At 61.1% G+C, this 18,548-nt stretch carries 15 protein-coding genes, 6 tRNA genes and 1 other RNA gene; all 22 read right to left on the reverse strand.

Annotated elements, in window-relative coordinates; all coding sequences use genetic code 11:
* Window positions 1-179 precede the first annotated feature (179 nt).
* Window positions 180-491: a hypothetical protein gene (locus CLG94_RS01080; protein WP_239993057.1), complete on the reverse strand. Its 312-nt coding sequence runs from the start codon at window positions 489-491 to the stop codon at window positions 180-182.
* A 99-nt stretch (window positions 492-590) separates the two neighbouring features.
* Window positions 591-1,103: a 1,2-dihydroxy-3-keto-5-methylthiopentene dioxygenase gene (locus tag CLG94_RS01085; protein ID WP_107561063.1), complete on the reverse strand. Its 513-nt coding sequence runs from the start codon at window positions 1,101-1,103 to the stop codon at window positions 591-593.
* Window positions 1,100-1,849: a methylthioribulose 1-phosphate dehydratase gene (gene mtnB / locus CLG94_RS01090; RefSeq protein WP_239993058.1), complete on the reverse strand. Its 750-nt coding sequence runs from the start codon at window positions 1,847-1,849 to the stop codon at window positions 1,100-1,102. The genes CLG94_RS01085 and mtnB overlap by 4 nt, the downstream gene beginning before the upstream one ends.
* On the reverse strand, window positions 1,846-2,514 hold the full coding sequence (locus CLG94_RS01095) for an MtnX-like HAD-IB family phosphatase (RefSeq protein WP_107561064.1): 669 nt from the start codon (window positions 2,512-2,514) through the stop codon (window positions 1,846-1,848). The genes mtnB and CLG94_RS01095 overlap by 4 nt, the downstream gene beginning before the upstream one ends.
* Window positions 2,511-3,737: a 2,3-diketo-5-methylthiopentyl-1-phosphate enolase gene (locus CLG94_RS01100; RefSeq protein WP_107561208.1), complete on the reverse strand. Its 1,227-nt coding sequence runs from the start codon at window positions 3,735-3,737 to the stop codon at window positions 2,511-2,513. Before CLG94_RS01100 ends, CLG94_RS01095 begins: the two co-directional genes overlap by 4 nt.
* A 14-nt stretch (window positions 3,738-3,751) precedes the next feature.
* Window positions 3,752-4,288, reverse strand: a complete 537-nt coding sequence (locus CLG94_RS01105) for a class IV adenylate cyclase (RefSeq protein ID WP_107561065.1) — start codon at window positions 4,286-4,288, stop codon at window positions 3,752-3,754.
* Between the two features lie 3 nt (window positions 4,289-4,291).
* Window positions 4,292-4,474, reverse strand: coding sequence for a hypothetical protein (locus CLG94_RS01110; protein ID WP_107561066.1), 183 nt, complete (start codon window positions 4,472-4,474; stop codon window positions 4,292-4,294).
* Between the two features lie 206 nt (window positions 4,475-4,680).
* Window positions 4,681-6,441: a phosphoenolpyruvate carboxykinase (GTP) gene (locus CLG94_RS01115; protein ID WP_107561067.1), complete on the reverse strand. Its 1,761-nt coding sequence runs from the start codon at window positions 6,439-6,441 to the stop codon at window positions 4,681-4,683.
* Between the two features lie 179 nt (window positions 6,442-6,620).
* Window positions 6,621-6,695: transfer RNA gene (locus tag CLG94_RS01120), tRNA-Asn, on the reverse strand.
* 123 nt (window positions 6,696-6,818) lie between these two features.
* Complete coding sequence (gene recR / locus CLG94_RS01125) at window positions 6,819-7,418, reverse strand: recombination mediator RecR (protein ID WP_107561068.1); 600 nt, start codon at window positions 7,416-7,418, stop codon at window positions 6,819-6,821.
* Window positions 7,419-7,425: 7 nt separating this feature from the next.
* Window positions 7,426-7,740 carry a YbaB/EbfC family nucleoid-associated protein gene (locus CLG94_RS01130; protein WP_107561069.1) on the reverse strand — a complete coding sequence of 105 codons (315 nt, stop codon included), beginning with the start codon at window positions 7,738-7,740 and terminating at the stop codon, window positions 7,426-7,428.
* A gap of 19 nt (window positions 7,741-7,759) precedes the next feature.
* Window positions 7,760-9,517, reverse strand: a complete 1,758-nt coding sequence (dnaX, locus tag CLG94_RS01135) for a DNA polymerase III subunit gamma/tau (RefSeq protein WP_107561070.1) — start codon at window positions 9,515-9,517, stop codon at window positions 7,760-7,762.
* A gap of 116 nt (window positions 9,518-9,633) precedes the next feature.
* Window positions 9,634-9,898, reverse strand: an RNA gene (gene ffs, locus CLG94_RS01140) — signal recognition particle sRNA large type.
* A 16-nt stretch (window positions 9,899-9,914) separates the two neighbouring features.
* The gene (gene rfaD / locus CLG94_RS01145) at window positions 9,915-10,865 is read right to left on the reverse strand and encodes an ADP-glyceromanno-heptose 6-epimerase (protein WP_107561071.1); all 951 of its coding nucleotides are present in this window, start codon (window positions 10,863-10,865) and stop codon (window positions 9,915-9,917) included.
* A gap of 76 nt (window positions 10,866-10,941) precedes the next feature.
* Window positions 10,942-11,031: transfer RNA gene (locus CLG94_RS01150), tRNA-Ser, on the reverse strand.
* Window positions 11,032-11,116: 85 nt separating this feature from the next.
* Window positions 11,117-11,206: transfer RNA gene (locus CLG94_RS01155), tRNA-Ser, on the reverse strand.
* A 41-nt stretch (window positions 11,207-11,247) separates the two neighbouring features.
* Window positions 11,248-11,339 (reverse strand) — tRNA-Ser (locus CLG94_RS01160).
* A 68-nt stretch (window positions 11,340-11,407) separates the two neighbouring features.
* A tRNA-Ser gene (locus CLG94_RS01165) sits at window positions 11,408-11,499 on the reverse strand.
* An 82-nt stretch (window positions 11,500-11,581) separates the two neighbouring features.
* Window positions 11,582-11,667: transfer RNA gene (locus CLG94_RS01170), tRNA-Ser, on the reverse strand.
* A 96-nt stretch (window positions 11,668-11,763) separates the two neighbouring features.
* Window positions 11,764-13,041 carry a serine--tRNA ligase gene (gene serS, locus CLG94_RS01175; protein WP_107561072.1) on the reverse strand — a complete coding sequence of 426 codons (1,278 nt, stop codon included), beginning with the start codon at window positions 13,039-13,041 and terminating at the stop codon, window positions 11,764-11,766.
* 122 nt (window positions 13,042-13,163) lie between these two features.
* On the reverse strand, window positions 13,164-15,686 hold the full coding sequence (gene gyrA, locus CLG94_RS01180; protein ID WP_107561073.1) for a DNA gyrase subunit A: 2,523 nt from the start codon (window positions 15,684-15,686) through the stop codon (window positions 13,164-13,166).
* Between the two features lie 344 nt (window positions 15,687-16,030).
* Complete coding sequence (gene gyrB / locus CLG94_RS01185) at window positions 16,031-18,547, reverse strand: DNA topoisomerase (ATP-hydrolyzing) subunit B (RefSeq protein ID WP_107561074.1); 2,517 nt, start codon at window positions 18,545-18,547, stop codon at window positions 16,031-16,033.
* Window position 18,548 lies beyond the last annotated feature (1 nt).

Consider the following 18,548-nt stretch of genomic DNA (forward strand, 5'->3'; position numbering starts at 1 on the left):
TTGGTTGAAATAGCCATTGAGAAATCCTCCCGTTTTCTGCAAGGGGTGCAGACCGGATTTTACCAGATGCCACAAGGCTTACAGAGGATTTCATGTTAAATTCACCCACTCGATTACGCGAAGAGCCATAATTTAGAACCTTCAGTCTTCAGCCTTCAGCCTAAACACCTGAGTAACTACTAATCCAGGTCGATGTCCCGAATGGGCCGGGCGATGGGTTCGTCTTTCGCCTTCTTGAGCAACTCCGTGAATTTCCGCTCCAACAGCTTTCCTTTTTCTTTCTCCGCTTCCATCGACTCCTTGAAGCGCGCCTCCCGCCGGCCAGCCTCGCCCTTCAGTTCTTCGACCGCGGCCCTCAGGTCTGTGACGATCGCCTCTTTGGGTGGCAGCTCATGACGCAAGACGGCGCCACGTTCGGGGTCAACGATCAGCCTCGCCTGGCAGCAGGGGCAGATCACCTCAATGGTAAATTTCGCCTCTTCGCTCATCATTTACCCCCAATCCGACCTCACACAAAGACAGGCTAGCACACTGCATATCCCGCTGCAAAACCGGGTCAGCATGGGTGCTGGGGGAGGGGGTCTCTCGGGTCAGTAAATGGCCGCCCAACCGGCAGGGTCCTGGAAGAGGCGAATGCACTTGATCTGCCGATCCTCGGCCAGAGTAAACCAGTGACGGGTACCCGCAGGCACGGTGATCAGATCGCCTGGGTCTACCCTTACGTCGAAGTAGCAGCCACTCCGCCCGCGGATCGTGAAGATGCCGTGGCCGTCGATCACGAACCGCACCTCGTCCTCAGTGTGGTGATGCTCCCGTCTGAACTTGTCGAGCAACGTCTCCAGGTCGGGGGTCTTTTCCCAGAGGACGACGATGTCGGCTGTAACATACCCCCCTTCAGCCTTGAGCGTCTCCAGGTCGCCCTCAAACGTCGCCAGGATCTCCGCCTTTTCGGCCTCGGTCAGGGCGTAGTTGTCCCGCAATTCACCTCGCAGCTTCGACACATCCCAGTTGCGGTAGACGAGGCCCTCGTCGTCGAGAAAGCTCGCCATCTCCGCCGGGGCGTCGATGCGCCGGTTATCGGGGTGCAGCCTGATCGCCGTCATGCTTCTCCTCCCACGATGCCCCCTTGCCCTGCCTCGGCCAGCTCGTAGGGGCGATCCTTGTGGTCGCCCTTCTGAGCAGGCACAAGGCCTGCCCCTACAGTCCACCGACGGAGCAGGTATTCAAACATAAACTCGAAGGCTTCCACGTGCCGCTTGGCCTCGAACGGGTTCGTACCCCAGGCGTACAGTCCATGATGCCGGATCAGGATACCTGGCACCCTCGGGTCTGTAGTCCGCTCCACCACGGCCTCTGCCAGAACGGGTAGCTTAAAAAGATTCTCCACAATAGGAACCCGGACCTCTGTCCCCTCCTCCCAGATGTCGAGCCCCTTGATCATCTCAAGATCCCGGAGCACAACCTCACCCTGGGAGGAGAACAGTTCCGCGATCAGGTTGTTCCACACCGTATGCACGTGTAAGACGCAGCCGCACCCGGTGGCCTCGTAGATGCGGGCGTGAACCACCGTCTCAGACGACGGGCGTGGTTCGACGTTGCTCACCACAGGCTGAACTCCGGGCCCCACTGGTTGAAGCGATCCGTCCACCAGGAGGAAGTCGGCCGCCGTCATCGCCTCTTTGTCCCGACCGCTGGCGGAGACGACCAGCAAGAGTGGATCGCCCGGGGCGCTGACCCGAGCCGAGAGGTTGCCGCTGGTCGCGGGGAACCAGCCCCTCCGGGAGAAGCTGGCCGTAATCTCAACCAGAGCTGTCAGAGCCCGCTCTGTGGCTAGGCGCGCCATTGTCATCCGCACACCTCCGCCTCCACACGGTCGAGTACCGTCATGACATCATAGAAGGTCTCAAAGGGCTCATAGGGAATCCCGGCCTGCCGGCACTTGACGGACAACAGATCGCGGGCCACTACCATGTCGGCCAACCTGGCCGCGGGCAGGTCCGTGATCCCGTCTCCCACCACCACCCTGCGATACTGCTCCGATGGAAAGCGGCGCATGATGCTGGGCTTGCACATCCCGCAGTCGGCCAGACAGTGCTCGTCGCACCCGTGGGGCCAGAGGATGCGCACCGTTGGGCCACTGCAGTCGCTCTCGTTACAGTAGATCTGGTCCCGTGGCAGGAGCTCCTCCATGAGGGGGTAGATGTAGAAATCGATCCCTCCGCTGGTCAGCAAAAATCGGTGGCCCTGGACCCGGCAGTACTCTATAAACTCCCGAAATCCTGATCGTAGCGTGGCGTTCCGCCGAGCATACGCCACCATCTCTGGGACGCGGTGCGAAGGGATCTGGGCAAAGAGGCGACCAACCCCCTCACGTACACTCAACGTCTCACTGATCACCGCGTCACGCACCGCCTCCCATCCTGGCTGGCCAAAGGCTTTAAAGAGGGACACGATGACCTCCTGCTCGGCGGCTGTCCCATCGAAGTCGCAGAAGATGACCACCTGTCTGCTCATATCGGAAACTCTTTCGGGATTCGGGCCTTGTCGCTACCCCACTGGTCAAGGGCCGCCCGAAGATCGCTGCTTCCTGCGGCAGCCTGTTCCAAGGGAACGCCGGCTACGCTAGCAGCTATCGCCGCGCGGAAGGCCCGCCCGCCCGCAGCCGCACCGCCCGGATGACCGTGGATGCCGCCGCCGGCATTGATCACGACGTCGAAGCCGAAGTCGTCCATAATGTGTGGCACCAAACCAGGGTGAATCCCCGCTGAAGGCACAGGAAAAGCCGGAAGGCAGGGGAGGCGGGTCTTGTCCTTGAGTCGCGAGGCCAGATCCAGGGCCTCGGACCGTTCCAAGGCCATCCCGCCATAAGGGGACGGGAACAGGACCAGGTCGGCCCCGGCCAGACGCATCAGCGTCCCCAACAGAAGTGGCGCAGCGATGCCGTAGTCGCCGGAGGGGTACATGGCCCCAGCCAGCGCCGGGTGGGCCACAAGTGGTACGGTAATCTCCGGGTCCTCGGACAGCCGCTGCAAGAGGTCAAATCCGTAGGGTAGGACATTGATGAGCAGGGCATTCGCTCCCAGGCGCACGGCCCGTCGGGCCTTCTCGGGCAACTGATGGACGGGACCGGTAAGGTTGATGGCGTACAGCACCGCCTGGCCCGTCTCCCGCCGCGCCCGTTCGCCCGCCCGCAGGCACGCCTCCAGGCGCCGCTCAAATGGCGCTTCCGAGTCGTTGAAGAAGATCTCGTCGTCCTTGATCAGGTCCACGCCGCCCAATGCCTGCGGAAAGAACCCCTCGGCCAGCTCAGTAAGTGTAAGCCCAAGGCAGGACTTGAAGATGCTCATAAGCAACGGCCGACCGTGAACCCCGGTTCTTTCGCGTACCCCTTCCACCCCAAGCTTCGGCCCAGCAAAGGCGGCGGCGAAGTGGGGTGGCAGGGTAAGGTCCACCAGGCGGATCTTGCCATCCATAGAGAGCTTGCCGAAGGTACAGGTGAGCAGCGCCGGGAGGTCTGGTGTGAGGTTCGTGAGCGGGTAGGCGATACGGATAAGGTTCCCCTCCACCGTCACCACTCGACCGGCGTGGCGATCCAACGCTTCCTGCCGGGCAGCCGGCAGGCCGGTCCAACTGCCGACGGTCATGCCCAGCGCGATCGTCTCGGCCTTCTTGGCCAGATCACCCGAGGCGGCCAGGCGATAGGTCGCAATAACATAATCTTTCCAGGTGTCGTTCAATTCAGACACTCTGGTCAATTGGCGCAAGGCCCTTGCGTCACCTCCGCCCTGCCGGCAAGAGCAGCGTAGGACTCTTTGACGAGCGATTGCGGATCGATCCCCAGCGCCCGCTGTATCCCTTGGACCTCGTCGGCGACTAACGGCAGCTCTCCCGAGTGATCGACAGTCCCTTGAAGCTCAACAAAGCCGCCCAGCCCCTGCACCTTGTCGAGGTGGATCCGGACATTACCGATCACAAAGGTCTCGCGCCGCTTCGTGACCACTGCACTGACACTGAGCGCCTTGGTGAGTATCGCCTTGAGACCCTCAGGGTCCTCTACCTGATAGAGATCGTAGTGACTTTCCCGCGCCCCGGCAACATCGCCTCGGGCATAATAGATCAGCTCGGCCCCTGACTCTGACGACTCCCGGAGCTTGAAGCGGCCATGGCTCACGCTGAAATAGGTATCGACCTGTCGCTCCGGCCCCTGACCCTCTGCCCCAAGCGACTCGCAACTCTCCCGAAGTCTTGCGAGATCTTCACAGCGCGCTTTCAGCTCGATGTTTAGCATCGGTTAATTCCTCATCGCACGAACCTGCCCCTCGAACCGGGCATCCGGTTCCAGTCGGAACTCCTCCCCGCACTTGCCGCACTTTCCCAACCAGGAGCGATCCGGCTGTCTGGCCAGTGTGACGGCGCCGCAGACTATCTGGCCGGCGATCCGGTGAAGCGTGATAGCGACAAACTGCTCTTCCACTATCTCCCTCCAGGCATCAAGCTATCCCGAGTCCTACGAGTTGCTCCGGGCTTTCACCGCCATGAATCTTGGATATTGAGTACCGCCAGTTCTTCGGTGGCTCGTGGGATCCCACTTACAATCCTCTTTCTGCGTTTAAGGGGCAAATTCGAGCCAAAATCGCCGGAGGGGTTGGCGACTACGGGCGTGTGGCGGCTCGGTGGCGTTCACGTGGCGCTGAGGCGGCTGAGCCGCTGGCGGAGCATGTCATGCTCCTGCCGGATCTGGACGGGCAGCCGCGCGGCAAGCCGGTCGAAGAACAGACCTTGTTCCGCGTGCTCCGCAGCCCAGGCATCGGCATCGATCCTCAACAACTCATCCATGGCGCCAGCGGGCAAACTGAGCCCATCCATCTCCAACGCATCAGATGTGGGAACGAAACCTATGGGAGTCTCGGCGGCCTTGCCCTGACCTTGAACTCGCTCCAGGATCCACTTGAGGACGCGAATGTTTTCGCCAAAGCCGGGCCAGAGGAAGCGGCCCTGTGTATCGGTCCGGAACCAGTTGACGTGGAAAATCGCGGGAGGGTGGGCGATCCGCTGGCCCATGTCGAGCCAGTGGGCGAAGTAGTCGGCCATGTTATACCCACAGAATGGGATCATCGCCATTGGGTCGCGCCGGGTGACCCCGACCGCGCCTGACTGCGCGGCTGTAGTCTCAGAGGCCATGCCGGCCCCGACGAAGACACCGTGCTGCCAACTATATGATTGGTAGACGAGTGGCGCCACCCGAGCCCGGCGTCCTCCAAAGATGATCGCCGAGATCGGGACACCTTCCGGATCCTCCCAGTGAGGGGAGATCGACGGGCACTGCCTGGCGGGAACAGTGAAACGCGAGTTAGGATGTGCGGCCGCCCCCTCCCCCGGCGTCCAAGGATTACCTTGCCAATCAACGAGACCATTGGGTGGTGTCGGGTCTTTTCCCTCCCACCATGGCTCGCCATCCGGCGTCACGGCCACATTGGTGAAGATCACATTTCTGTCGATCGCCGCCAGCATGTTCGAATTCGTCTTAACGCTGGTGCCGGGCGCGACACCGAAGAACCCGGCCTCCGGATTGATGGCTCGCAGCCGACCGTCGGGCCCGACGTGCAGCCACGCGATGTCATCGCCCACGGTCCACACCTTGTAGCCCGAGAGCTGGAGAGGGGCGACAAGCATTGCCAGGTTGGTCTTGCCGCAGGCGCTCGGAAAGGCGGCCGCCATATAGGTGACCTGCCCTGACGGATCTTCCACTCCGATGATCAGGGTGTGCTCAGCCAACCAGCCCTCCTCTCGACCGATCCAACTGGCGATACGAAGGGCGTGGCATTTCTTTCCCAGCAGGGCGTTGCCCCCATACCCTGACCCGATGCTCCAGATGAGACGCTCCTCGGGGAAGTGAAGGATAAAACGGCGGTCCGGACTCAGGTCCCCAAGCGAGTGCAGGCCACGGACAAAACTGTCTGATTCGCCAAGCCGCTCAAGCGCGACCTTTCCCATGCGAGTCATGATCCGCATGTTGACGACGACGTAGGGGCTGTCCGTAATCTCCACGCCGATCTTGCTGTAGGGAGAGCCGGCCGGGCCCATAAGATAGGGGACGACAAACATCGTCCGGCCTTTCATGCTGCCCTCAAAGAGCTTCCCGACTTGCGCTCGCGCCTCTTTGGGCTCCATCCAGTTATTGGTGGGGCCGGCGTCCTCCTTTCGAGACGTACAAATGAAGGTCAGGTGTTCGGTCCTGGCGACATCCGACGGATGGCTCCGATGTAAGTAACATCCGGGGTAGCGCTGATGGTTCAGTCCAATCAAGGTCCCATCCCGTAGCATCCCCTCAATCAGGACCTGATACTCCTCCTCTGACCCATCGCACCAATGGATGCGGTCCGGACGGGTTATACTCGCCACCTGATCCACCCACTGCTCTAACGCTCTATGCTGAGGCATCGGGTCTCCTTCGTGTCGTGCATCATAAATACTTTTACGTTCCGTTCGTGGTGAGCTGGTCGAACCATGAACGGAACCCATTGAAACACTTCACCCTTTCGACAGGCAAGGGCGAACGGAATGTGTAAAGAAGCGTTGGATGTGCTACACCAGCAAGTCAATTTTCGATAACAATAAAATGGCTCCCGGGGTAGGACTCGAACCTACAACCTAGCGGTTAACAGCCGCTCGCTCCACCGTTGAGCTACCCGGGATCAATAACAGCTTTAAGAACAGCTTTCAGCGGTCAGCTATCAGCCAGAGACTGACAGCTGAAAGCGTTGTTGTAATTTAGCGCACCCGATGAGTGTGAGCAACCACTTTCTACTCCGCGAGCGTCAGATCTCGCGTCGCCCCTCCAATGCCTTGGAAAGGGTTACCTCGTCGGCGTACTCCAGGTCGCTGCCCATTGGTAGGCCGCGAGCGATTCGCGTGGCCCGAACGCCTAACGGTTTCAACAGGCGCGAGAGGTACATCGCTGTCGCCTCGCCCTCGACGTTCGGATTCGTGGCCAGGATGACCTCTTTAACCTCCCCTCCCTCCAGGCGCTGCAGAAGAGCCTTGGCCGTGAGCTGTTCAGGGCCGCGTCCCTCCAGTGGCGAAAGTGACCCTCCCAGCACGTGGTACCGCCCCTTGAAGCTCGCGGTCTTCTCGATGGCCCAGAGGTCGTTCGCCTCCTCCACCACGCACAGCGCCGATCCGTCTCGATTTGGGTCGGAGCAGATGTTACATTGGTCGCTCTCAGAGATGTTGTAGCAGACCGCACAGCTCTGGATCCGATCCTTCAGCTCGATGATGGCCTGGGCCAACGCCACCGCCTCCTCCTTGGTGGCTTTGAGGAGATGGAAGGTCAGGCGTTGGGCGGTCTTGGGGCCGATGCCGGGAAGGCGGACCAGCTCACCAATCAGCCGAACCAGGGTAGGGGCATAGCGGGCCACGGCTGCTCTACACCAGCCCCGGGGGCAGTCCCAACCCGCCGGTCAGCCGACCCATCTCCTGGCTCAGCAGCTCGCGAGCTTTTCGGAGTGCCTCGTTCGCCGCCGCCACAACGAGGTCCTGCAGCATCTCCAATTCATCCGGGCCGGAGACCTCTGGATCGATCTTCACCTCGACAACCACGCCCTGACCGTTGCATACGACGGTGACCATCCCGCCGCCTGCGGTCCCTTCAACCCGTTTCGTCGCAGCCTCCGCCTGAATCCTTTCCGCCTCAGCTTGCATTCGCTGCGCCTGCTTCATCAGGTTCCCGAGGTTCTTCATCTTATTCTCCTGTCACGCCCTATTCGGGCTGTTTCGCTTTGACCCGAACGACTTGGCCGTCAAATAGCTCCATAGCTCGCTGCACCAGGGGATGACCCCGCAGCGCCTCCTGATCGGGTTGCGCCATCTGCGGCTCCGGGACGGTCGTCTGTTGGGTGTCCCGTGCTTCGCGGTGAGCCTCGCCAGACCGCGGAGGCTGACGCAACTCGCCCTGGCCTGTGGTGAGCCCGGCCGAATCGCTCCTCGCGGGCACCTTGCTTGGACTGCCGAATCGAAACTCAACCGTCAGGGGCCGCCCAAAAGCTTCGGACGCGGCTTCGGTCACAAGACGCCGGTTTTCACGGTCGTCCAGCGTTGATCGCGCAAAGGTCGTCCCGTTTTCCAGCATGACAATGAGCCTGCCTCCCTCAAGCGTCACATCCTTGGCCGCGGTGAGCAACGCGGCGAGGGACCGCTTCTTCCGTTCCAGCAGCCGCGTGGTGCGGGCCCAGCCTTCCTGCGGACTCTTGGCGCTGTCGGCCGGAGGAGGGGGTGGTGCTTCGACTGGGGGGCGGGGGGCGGGGGGCGGAGTAGCGGGGGCGGGGGCAAACACGGGGGTCGGCGATGGCCCCGGGCCGGTTGCCCGCCCGGTCAGCAACTTCTCCTCCAGGGTGGACAGGCGCTCCAGGAGCACCTCAAGGGTTTGCAGCGACCGGGCCTCTGTCGCCTCGACAAGCGCCATCTCCAGGACAAATCGCGGCTGGGGAGCACGTCGCATCTCGAACTCGGCCCGGCTCAGGACCTGAAAAATCGTTTCGATGTCTGCGAGTGTCATGGCCTCGGCTTGCGAGCGAACCGTTTCCGGTAGCACGCGGCTCAACTGAAGTAGGGGGGTGGGGTTTTTGCTCACCTTCGAGACCATCAGGTCGCGCAGGTGAGCCAGCAGTTCCTGGCAGAACCGCTGAAGGTCGTCTCCCCGGGCGCTGAGCGACTCAACCACCGCCAGGGCGAGGCTGCTGTCACGCTCGATGATCGCCTGGGTAGTCTGCGCCAGCAGCTCCCCTTCCACCAGCCCCAACACGACCGCGACGTCGAGCTCGCTCACCTCATTGCCGCTATAGGCAATGGCCTGGTCCAGAAGGCTTTGGGCGTCTCTGAGGCTCCCCTCTGCGGCGCGGGCAATTGCCATCATGGCGCCGTCCGAAACGGTAGCCCCTTCCTCGCGAGCGATCTGCTGAAGCCGCGGGAGGATCTCTCCTGGTCCCAACCGCCGAAAGTCATGGCGCTGGCAACGCGAGAGAATGGTGGGCGGGATCTTGTGCGCATGAGTGGTCGCCATGATGAAGACTACCCCGGGGGGCGGCTCCTCAAGCGTCTTCAGTAACGCATTGAAGGCCGGCTCGGTCAGCATATGGACTTCATCGATAATGATTACCTTGTGCTTGTCGCGCGACGGGGCATACCGCACGATCTCACGCAACTCCCGGACCTCGTCGATCCCCCGATTGGAGGCGCCGTCGATCTCCAGGCAGTCGAGTGAGCGGCCCGTCGCAATCGCAGTGCAGTTCGCGCACTCGCTACAGGGATCGGGCGTACGGCCCCGCTCACAGTTCAGGGCTTTCGCCAGGATGCGGGCGGTCGTCGTCTTCCCGACCCCGCGCGGACCCGTAAAGAGCAAGGCGTGCGCAACGCGATCTTTGGTGATAGCGTTCTTCAGGGTCTGCGTGACCGGCTGCTGGCCCACCACCTCATCGAAGTTCTGGGGTCGCCATCGCCTGGCGAGAACGAGATATGACATCTGAGATCCAGGGTATAGGGTTTAGGGTCTAGGGTGGAGAGGGTAGGGGATAGGGCTCAGAAGGTGTCTGCCTTGCTAAACCCTAAACCCTTTACCCTCTACCCTGCATTTCTTGGCCGTGCACCCGCCGTCGATCGCGGCTGCCGGGCTGTACCCGTGACCGAGGCTACGGCCGAGCTTCCCCGCGGCACAGGAGCCTGTTCGTTTACCGCTGCTTCCTTCCGGATCTGGCGGGGTTCACAAACTCTCCTTGCGCGGGACTCGACCATCGTCACCACGATCACAGGTCATCGCTCGAAGGCTTTAAACCTCGGGCGGGGATTCGATCCCGCTAGAGCGGATTGCGGGTACAGGGCACCGCTAACTCCCCATCTAGCACGGCCAAGTCTATTCCTGTTCATGACAACTCATGCTGCATCAGGCCGGCTTCCATCAACCGCTTGGCGTATTCTGCAATCCCTCGATCGATCGGATACTTCGGAACATATCCTAGTTCCGCGCGCGCGCGAGTCACGTCGGCCTCGGTGTGCGGCTGATAGAATGGGTACGGGTTATCGAAGTAGTCGGGATCGTGGTCAGTCCCCAGGGCTTTATTCAGGAGCGCAACGACCTCGTTGAACGAGGTGGGACGCCCGGAGCCGACATTATACACGCCGCTATGATTAGCCTCTGCGGCCAGCAGGGTCGCCTCCACTACGTCTTTGACGTACACAAAGTCACGTTGCTGCTCTCCGTATTTAAAGATCCGCGGCCGCTTGCCCGCTCGAATCTGCTCCGCCAACTGATAGATCATGCTGGCCGCCGCACCTTTATGGACTTCGCCTGGCCCGTACACATTGAAATACCGGAGCCCGACGGCTCTACAGCCTCCTGAGGTATCAGTGTAGCGCCGAGCCAGATTCTCCAGGAGCGTTTTCGAAAAGCCATACACGTTGGCAGGGCGGGCAGCCTGGTCCTCCTGCATCCGGCCCGAGCGGCAGACACCATAGACAGCGGCCGAGGAGGCATAGATCAGGGGCGTCCCGGAGAGACGCGCGAACTCCGCCGCCCGCCGAAAGCCCTCCACGTTGCTCCAGATCATCTGCCGCGCATCGGTGACGGTTGTATCGGTGATTGAAGCCAAGTGGAATACCACCTGAAATTCACCTGGCCGAAATCGGCTGAGGAGGTCCAACGACGCGAGATCCTGCGCCACCAAGTCGCCCCGAAACCCAACCAGATTGCTGAACTCGCCGGAGCGGAAATCGTCGATGATGGTGACCCGAATATCCGGGTATCGCCTCTCTAACTCCAGAGCCAGATTCGACCCGATAAAACCGCCGCCACCGGTGATCAGAGCGCTTTCCATGTTTCCTCAGTCAAGCAGGGTTCAGCGTTTAGCTTTAGCTGATGGCTGACCGCTGATAGCCGGACAGCTTCTTGTTTGGCGGAGAGGCCGGGATTCGAACCCGGGGCAGAGTTTCCCCCGCTCACGCTTTCCAGGCGTGCCAGTTAAACCGCTCCTGCACCTCTCCGCGAAGTACGTTTAGAGTTTTGCGTTTCGGGTTTCGGGCCAACGCGAAACTCCAAACTCGAAACTCGGAACCTGCTTGTTTGGGTTGGCGGAGAGGGGGGGATTCGAACCCCCGGAGCAGTTACCCGCTCAGCGGTTTTCGAGACCGCCCGATTCAACCACTCTCGCACCTCTCCGTGAGTTACAGCGATCAGCTTTCAGCCATCAGCTTTAGTGATGGCGGAGAGGCCGGGATTCGAACCCGGGCTGCACCTTTCGGCACAGACTCGCTTAGCAGGCGAGCACCTTCGGCCACTCGGTCACCTCTCCGGTAGAACCAGCGCACAGCTATCAGTTTTTGCTGATGGCTGATTGCTGACAGCTTCCCTGCTTCTTGTTGGCGGAGAGGCCGGGATTCGAACCCGGGCTGCACCTTTCGGCACAGACTCGCTTAGCAGGCGAGCACCTTCGGCCACTCGGTCACCTCTCCGGTAGAACCAGCGCACAGCTTTCAGCGATCAGCTTTCAGCTTTTGCTGATGACTGACCGCTGATAGCCGGACAGCTTCTTGTTGGCGGAGGGGGTAGGATTCGAACCCACGAGGCTTTCACCTAACGGTTTTCAAGACCGCCGCCTTCAACCACTCGGCCACCCCTCCACGGGTTCATCGTTCAGGGTTCGTAGTTTATAGATGATTCCTGTTCTTAAGGCAGATCGTTTTCCGTTCTATGAACTCTGAACCATGAACTATTAACTACTTCCTGATCCGTTCGAGCCCGTCCAGGTAGGGTCGGAGAGCTTCAGGTATGACCACCGTCCCATCCGCCTCCTGGAAGTTCTCCAGGATCGCCAGCCAGGTTCGTCCCGCCGCGACCCCTGATCCGTTCAGCGTATGGACAAACTGCGGCACCGCCTTGGGCGAAGGCCGGTAGCGGATGTTGGCCCGCCTCGCCTGAAACGTCTCACAGTTACTAATCGACGAGACCTCCCGATACGCCCCTTGACTCGGGATCCAGAGTTCAATGTCATAGGTCTTTGCGGCCGCAAACCCCAGGTCGGCCGTGCAGAGGACCACCACCCGGTAAGGCAGGCCCAGTCGCTGAAGGACTGTCTCCGCGTGTCGAGTCATCTCCTCCAACGCGTCATGGGAGCGCTCGGGCTCCGCGAACTTCACCAGCTCCACCTTGTTGAACTGGTGCTGCCGCATGAGACCCCGAGTGTCTTTGCCGTAGGAGCCCGCCTCCCGCCGAAAGCAGGGGGTAGAGGCGACGTAAGACAGGGGCAGCGTTCCGGGCGGCAGGATTTCCTCACGGTGAAGGTTGGTCACCGGGACCTCTGCAGTCGGGATCATGTAGAGCCCCTCGTCCTTGGTCTTGAAGAGATCCTCACCAAACTTGGGGAGTTGGCCCGTCCCGCGCATGGCATCGGCGTTCACCAGCAATGGCGGGAAGATCTCCGTGTAGCCGTGCTCCTTTCCGTGGAGGTCGAGCATGAAACTGATTAGTGCGCGCTCCAGCCTGGCCCCAACTCCCTTGAGGACGGCAAAGCGCGATTGCGCGATTGCGGCCGCCCGTTCGAAGTCCAGGATCCCCAGCGCCTCCCCAAGCTCCCAGTGAGATTTTGGTGCGAAGTCAAACTGGCGCGGTATTCCCCATCGCCTGATTTCAACGTTATCTTCGGCCGATTTCCCGATCGGGACGGAAGCATGCGGGAGGTTGGGGAGAAACAGCGCCGCCTCCTGTAAGAGCTCTTCCTTTTCCTTGAGTTGTTTTTCCAGACCAGTGAGAAGCGGCGCTTCCACGACCACCCGCGCGACAACATCGCTTGTACTTTTACCTTGTCGTTTGAGTTCGGCAACCTCTTTAGACAACTCGTTGCGCCTCTGCCTGAGCCCTTCCACTTCGGCGAGCAGGGCTCGCCGCTCAGCATCGAGCTGAACAAACTCGTCAAGGGTTGAGGGCGCAGCGCCCCTGGCTGCAAGTCGCTCGCGCGTCAGTTCGACATTGTCACGAATAAATCTCAGATCCAGCACGGCATCCCTCGTTCAGAGTTCATGGTTCACAGTCAGGAGAGGAGCTGCCTGTGCTGGTTTTGTCTACGAACTACCAACTATGAACTCATAACGTTGCACTATACCACGCCCCCCGGCATCTCTCAAGCCTCGTCGAGCGGACCCGCTTCCGGTTCCGGTTCGGGCGGGAACTCCGGCCCCTCCGACTCCACCTCGCCCTCTTCGTCGCTCACCAGCCGCGTCACTGCGGCCACGCGATCGCTGGGCGTGAGCCCCTGGAGCCGCACCCCTTGGGTCGCCCTGCCGATGAGGCTGATCTCGTCCACCCGCATCCGCGTAATCTTTCCTTCCTGAGAGATCATCATGATCTGATCGCCGGGCTGTACCTGCATCACCCCGACCGCCGGGCCGTTTCTTTCGGTGGTCCGAATGTTGATGATCCCTTTGCCGCCTCGGCCCTGCAGCCGGTACTCTTCGTGCTCGGTCCGCTTGCCATAACCGTGCTCGGTCACCGTAAGGACTGCCGCTCCCGGGGCCACCACCTCGGCCCCGACCACCGCATCGCCCTCCTCAAGGGAGATCCCGATGACGCCTCGGGCCGCCCGGCCCACCGACCTGGCCTCTTCCTCTTTGAACCGGATCGCCATCCCCCGTCTAGTCCCGAGCAGAACCTCGTCGTCTCCCTTGGTCATGCGGACCGCGATCAACTCGTCCCCTTCATCCAGCGTAATCGCGATGATGCCCCCCGCGCGCGGGTTGCCATACGCGTTGAGCTCGGTCTTCTTGATGATCCCGCGCTTGGTTGCCATCAGAAGGTAGCGATCAACCTCAAACTGGCGGATCGGAATTACGGTCGTCATCGTTTCGCCGGCTCCGAGTTGCAGGAAGTTGACGAGGGCCTTGCCCTTTGCGGCCCGTCCGAGCTGGGGCAGCTCGTGGACCTTGAGCCAGTGCACCCTCCCCTGGTTGGTGAAGAGGAGGATGTAGCTGTGGGTGGTGGCGACGAAGAGGTGCTCCACGTAGTCCTCTTCCTTGGTCGCCATGCCGGTCGTCCCCTTACCGCCTCGACGCTGGCTCCGGTAGACGTTGAGATTGCTCCGCTTGATATAGCCGCCATGCGTAATGGTGATCACCATCTCCTCATCGGCCAGCATGTCCTCCAGCTCGATGTCGGCGGTCTCTTCCAGGATTTCCGTGCGGCGCGGGTCCCCATACGTTTCCTTCACGACCAGCAGTTCATCTTTGACGATCTGGCGAACCAGGGCATCGCTGGCCAGGATGCTTCGGAGACGCTCGATCGTGGCGAGGATCTCGCTGTACTCGTCCTGGATCTTCTGCCGCTCAAGCTGTGTCAGGCGCTGCAGGCGAAGATCGAGGATTGCCTGGGCCTGGATCTGGCTCATCCCGAACTGGTCCATCAGGCCGGTGCGAGCGTCGTCCACCGACCGGGACCGGCGGATGAGGGCGATGACCGCGTCCAGATGGTCTAACGCGATCCGGTACCCCTCTAAAATGTGGGCCCGCTCTTCGGCTTTCCGGAGGTCGAAGCGCGTCCTGCGAATGACGATGGTCTTCCGGTGCTCGATAAAGTGATGGAGCATCTCCTTCAGCGTCAGCACCTTCGGCTGGTTGTTCACAAGGGCCAGCATGATGACACCGAAGGTTGATTGCATCGGGGTGTGCTTGTAGAGCTGGTTCAGGATCGGCGGGGCCATCTGGTCCTTTTTGAGCTCGATGAAGATCCGCATCCCCTCGCGATCCGACTCGTCCCGTAGATCCGAAATCCCCTCGATCTTCCTGTTCCGAACCAACTCGGCGATCCGCTCGATCAGCTTGGCTTTGTTCACCTGGTACGGGAGCGCCGAGACAATGATGCTCTCCCGGCCGCCCCTGCCCTTCTCCACAAACGCCTTCGCACGCATCCGGATCAGGCCTCGGCCCGTCGTGTAGGCATCCCGGATCCCCTGCCTGCCGTGGATGTACGCGGCCGTTGGAAAGTCTGGTCCAGGCAGCACCTCCATAAGCCGATCCAGCGTCACCTCGGGATCATCGAGCTGTAGCAGGAGGGCGTCCACGGTTTCGCCAAGATTGTGGGGCGGGATGTTGGTGGCCATCCCGACTGCGATCCCGGAAGAGCCATTGACGAGCAGGTTTGGAAGGGCCGCCGGCAGGAGCGTTGGCTCTTGAAGCGTGTCGTCAAAGTTGGGAGCCCGGTCCACCGTCTCCTTGTCGATGTCCCGGAGCATCTCCTGAGCGATCCTGGCAAGGCGAACCTCCGTATATCGCATCGCCGCCGGCGCGTCGCCATCTACTGAGCCGAAGTTTCCCTGGCCGTCGATGAGGGGGTACCGCATCGAGAAGTCCTGGACCAGACGAACGAGGGTGTCGTAGACTGCCGTGTCGCCATGCGGGTGGTACTTGCCCAAGACCTCACCTACGACGCGGGCCGCCTTCTTGTATGGGCGGTTAAAGGGGAGTCCCAGCTCCTGCATGGCGTACAGGACCCTGCGGTGCACCGGCTTCAACCCGTCCCGTACGTCAGGTAGGGCCCGGCCGATGATCACGCTCATGGCGTAGTCCATGTACGACCGGCGCATCTCCTCGTGGATGTCGGTCGGCCTCACCTCGCCAATTCGGCTTAGCGCGCCTTGTTGTTCGTCAGGCATTCACTCCTCCACGAGCCACACAATGAACTACCCCGCAGCAAGCTACGGGGTAGCGTCTTCTGTTCTGGCCCGTCATTCCGTGCTTGACACGGAATCCAGTCGGGCCTGCTTGATACCGGTGCCTGCCCCGGACCCAGATCCGGGGTCCGCCGGTATGACGAACTCGCGGCAAGCCGCGGGTATCGCCTCTCGACGAGAAAATAAATGGCCCGATCGCCGGGCCTCCACGCGATGGCAGCTTAGCATTGATAGTTCATGGTTCATAGTTCATGGTAAACCAACCCGATTCTGCCGGTAACCAAGGGTCGCCCTTCGTCCATGAACCCTGAACTATGAACTCCGAACTAGATATCCAGGCTGCTTACCTCTGTCGCGTGCCTCTCAATAAATTGCCGCCGCGGCTCCACCTGGTCGCCCATCAGGGTGGTGAAAATCTGCTCTGCGGCGACCGCATCCTCAACCGCCACCCGCAGCAGCGTCCGGGTCTCGGGGTTCATGGTGGTTCTCCAAAGCTGCTCAGGGTTCATTTCTCCCAGACCCTTATAGCGCTGGACCGCCAACCCCTTCTTGGCCAGCTCCATACTCTTGCCGAGCAGGTCGCTCCAAGACTCCACGGAGGTGCTTTCCCCCTCCGCCGCCACGGTAAACGGGGGCATCCCGAGCCCAGCGAGCGCGGCGGCTGCGGTCTCTAGCTCTCGGTACTCCGGCGATCCGATGAGCCCACGATCTATGACTGCGACGCTTCGCTGCCCTTGGCCGTTGCTACCAAAGGACAGGTGGATTCGACATTCCTCCTGCTCTTCATCCCACTCCACTCTTCCCTCGGCCGGGCCTAGTCGCTCTGCCTGGGCCATCAGCGCCACCAGCAGCCGATCCAGAAGCTGGCGCGCTTTATCCTCGTCCTTCAGAGTTCCCCTGGGCACACCACCCAACTGCACCAAGGCCACCACCACGCCAGGGTGACGCCCCCGCCGCTCCATCGCCCGGAGACAGTGCTGCCAGGTAATGAGTTTTCGCATCATGCCATGGAGCCGCTGTCCGGTCCAGGCCGTTCCACCGTTGCTGCCCTCTACTCGGAGCGAGTCGGCGACCGCCTCCAGGAGGAACTCCTCCATCGCCCGATCGTCCTTCAAGTACCGCTCAACCTTCCCCTTCTTCACCTTATACAGGGGTGGTTGCGCGATGTACAAATGGCCCCCCTCGACGACCTGGCGAAGGTGTCGGAAGAAGAAGGTCAGCAGCAGCGTCCGGATGTGCTCCCCATCCACGTCGGCATCGGTCATGATGATGATCCTGTGATAACGCAGCCGGCCGATGTCGAATTCTGGGTCGATCCCAGCCCCGATGGCCGAGATGAGGATCCTGATCTGCGCCGAGGAAAGCATCTTGTCGGCCCGCGCTCGCTCGGTATTCAGGATCTTGCCCCTGAGCGGCAGGATGGCCTGGAACCTCCGATCGCGCCCCTGCTTCGCCGAGCCGCCGGCCGAATCTCCCTCGACGATGTACATCTCGCAGAGGGCAGGGTTTTTCTCCGAGCAGTCCGCCAGCTTTCCCGGCAGATCATCGCTCTCGAGCGGGCCCTTCCTGCGAGCCAACTCCTTTGCCTTGCGGGCCGCCTCGCGCGCGCGGGCCGCCTCGGTCGCCTTCTCAATGATTTGCCGGCCAATCGCCGGGTTCTCTTCCAGATATTCTGCCAGCTTCTCGTTGATGATGGTTTCGACCAGGCCCTTCATGTCGGGATTGTTCAGGCGAGCCTTGGTCTGCCCCTCAAATTGGGGATTGGGAAGCTTCACGCTGATGACGGCGGTTAGCCCCTCACGGATGTCGTCGCCGGTCAGCGTCGCCTTCAAGTTCTTCAGCAGGTCGTGCGATGTCGCATAGCTGTTAATCGTCCTGGTCAGGGCCGATCGGAATCCGATCAGGTGCGTGCCGCCGTCATGGGTATTGATGTTGTTGGCAAAGGAGAAGACCGTCTCGCTGTACCCATCGTTATACTGGATGGCCACTTCCACGACGGTCGCATCACGCTGGGCTTCGATGTGGATCGGCTTAAGGGGAACACAGGTTTTGTTCTCGTTGAGCAGCTCAACGAACGACCTGATACCCCCCGTGTAGTAGAACTCCCGCGCCTCGTTAATCCGCTCATCGGCTAGCCGAATGCGTAGACCCTTGTTGAGAAACGCCAGCTCGCGCAGGCGATTGCTGAGGGTGTCCAGGCTAAACGTCCGGTCTTCGAAGATCTCATGGTCGGGAACGAACGTCACGCGGGTTCCGGTCCTCCGAGCCTTGCCAACCTCTTCAAGGTCGCCCGTCGGCTTACCGCGCTCATACTGTTGCTGATACCGCTTGCCACCGCGCCAGATTTCGACCTCGAGCCGCTCCGCGAGCGCATTCACCACGGAGAGGCCGACGCCATGCAAACCGCCCGACACCTTATAAGCCGAATTGTCAAACTTACCTCCAGCATGAAGGGTGGTCATCACCACCTCCAGGGCTGGTCGGCCGGTTCGCTCGTGGATATCGACCGGGATACCGCGCCCGTTATCTACGACGGTGATGCTGTTGTCGGAATGAACTGTGACATCCACCTGGTCGCAGAATCCAACGAGCGCCTCGTCCACGCTGTTGTCTACAACTTCGTACACCAGGTGATGGAGCCCATCGAGCCCGGTGCTGCCAATGTACATCGCGGGGCGCTTCCGTACTGCCTCGAGGCCCTCGAGGACCTGGATCTGGGAGGCATCGTAGGCGTCTGGCGGGTGGCCGCCGATCGAGAGAGGGGCCGTCGACGGCGTGAAGCTCGCGTCTCTCGCTTCCTGGTCAGCGGCGTCGTTATTGAGATCCTTCAGTTCTCTACTCATG

The sequence above is a fragment of the Candidatus Methylomirabilis limnetica genome, assembly GCF_003044035.1.
GTDB lineage: Bacteria > Methylomirabilota > Methylomirabilia > Methylomirabilales > Methylomirabilaceae > Methylomirabilis > Methylomirabilis limnetica.

Bases quoted from the DNA above. Each gene is read 5' to 3' on its own strand.
- rfaD (WP_107561071.1), bottom strand. From the start codon at position 10,865: ATGGAAAGCGCTCTGATCACCGGTGGCGGCGGTTTTATCGGGTCGAAT.
- CLG94_RS01080 (WP_239993057.1), bottom strand. From the start codon at position 491: ATGATGAGCGAAGAGGCGAAATTTACCATTGAGGTGATCTGCCCCTGC.
- gyrA (WP_107561073.1), bottom strand. From the start codon at position 15,686: ATGCCTGACGAACAACAAGGCGCGCTAAGCCGAATTGGCGAGGTGAGG.
- dnaX (WP_107561070.1), bottom strand. From the start codon at position 9,517: ATGTCATATCTCGTTCTCGCCAGGCGATGGCGACCCCAGAACTTCGAT.
- CLG94_RS01095 (WP_107561064.1), bottom strand. From the start codon at position 2,514: ATGAGCAGACAGGTGGTCATCTTCTGCGACTTCGATGGGACAGCCGCC.
- CLG94_RS01115 (WP_107561067.1), bottom strand. From the start codon at position 6,441: ATGCCTCAGCATAGAGCGTTAGAGCAGTGGGTGGATCAGGTGGCGAGT.
- CLG94_RS01130 (WP_107561069.1), bottom strand. From the start codon at position 7,740: ATGAAGAACCTCGGGAACCTGATGAAGCAGGCGCAGCGAATGCAAGCT.
- gyrB (WP_107561074.1), bottom strand. From the start codon at position 18,547: ATGAGTAGAGAACTGAAGGATCTCAATAACGACGCCGCTGACCAGGAA.
- mtnB (WP_239993058.1), bottom strand. From the start codon at position 1,849: ATGACAATGGCGCGCCTAGCCACAGAGCGGGCTCTGACAGCTCTGGTT.
- CLG94_RS01085 (WP_107561063.1), bottom strand. From the start codon at position 1,103: ATGACGGCGATCAGGCTGCACCCCGATAACCGGCGCATCGACGCCCCG.
- CLG94_RS01105 (WP_107561065.1), bottom strand. From the start codon at position 4,288: ATGCTAAACATCGAGCTGAAAGCGCGCTGTGAAGATCTCGCAAGACTT.